This window comes from Clostridium sp. CAG:43, from assembly GCF_000434655.1.
Lineage (GTDB): Bacteria > Bacillota > Clostridia > Lachnospirales > Lachnospiraceae > Otoolea > Otoolea fessa.
On record NZ_FR895097.1, the window covers coordinates 6,270 to 6,473 of the forward strand.

The following is a 204-nucleotide window of genomic DNA, read 5'->3' on the forward strand; positions in this document are numbered from 1 at the left end:
AGTGCCGGGATTTTGCATGTTGGGGCGGGAAAAAATCTGGAAGAGGCGAAACAGCCGCAGATCATTGAGAAAAATGGAAAAAAGATTGGCTTTCTGGGCGCGTCGCGCGTCTTTCCGACGGGCGGATGGGCGGCAGGATCGTCGCATCCGGGTATGTTTTCGGCGTATGACACGGCTTCGGTCGTGCAGGAGATCCAGAAGGTA

2 protein-coding genes (1 of these 2 cut by a window edge) are annotated in these 204 nt (G+C 55.4%); both read left to right on the forward strand.

The features are described from left to right. Positions 1 to 68, forward strand: partial view of a CapA family protein gene (locus tag QVO97_RS12775; RefSeq protein WP_369678403.1) — the final stretch only. It extends 577 nt beyond the left edge of the window; 68 of the gene's 645 nt are visible here — the last part of the coding sequence; the start codon falls outside the window, past its left edge; it ends in the stop codon at positions 66 to 68. After that, the coding region (locus QVO97_RS12780) for a CapA family protein (protein ID WP_369678402.1) at positions 13 to 204 on the forward strand (192 nt) is incomplete at its 3' end. The genes QVO97_RS12775 and QVO97_RS12780, both read left to right, overlap by 56 nt.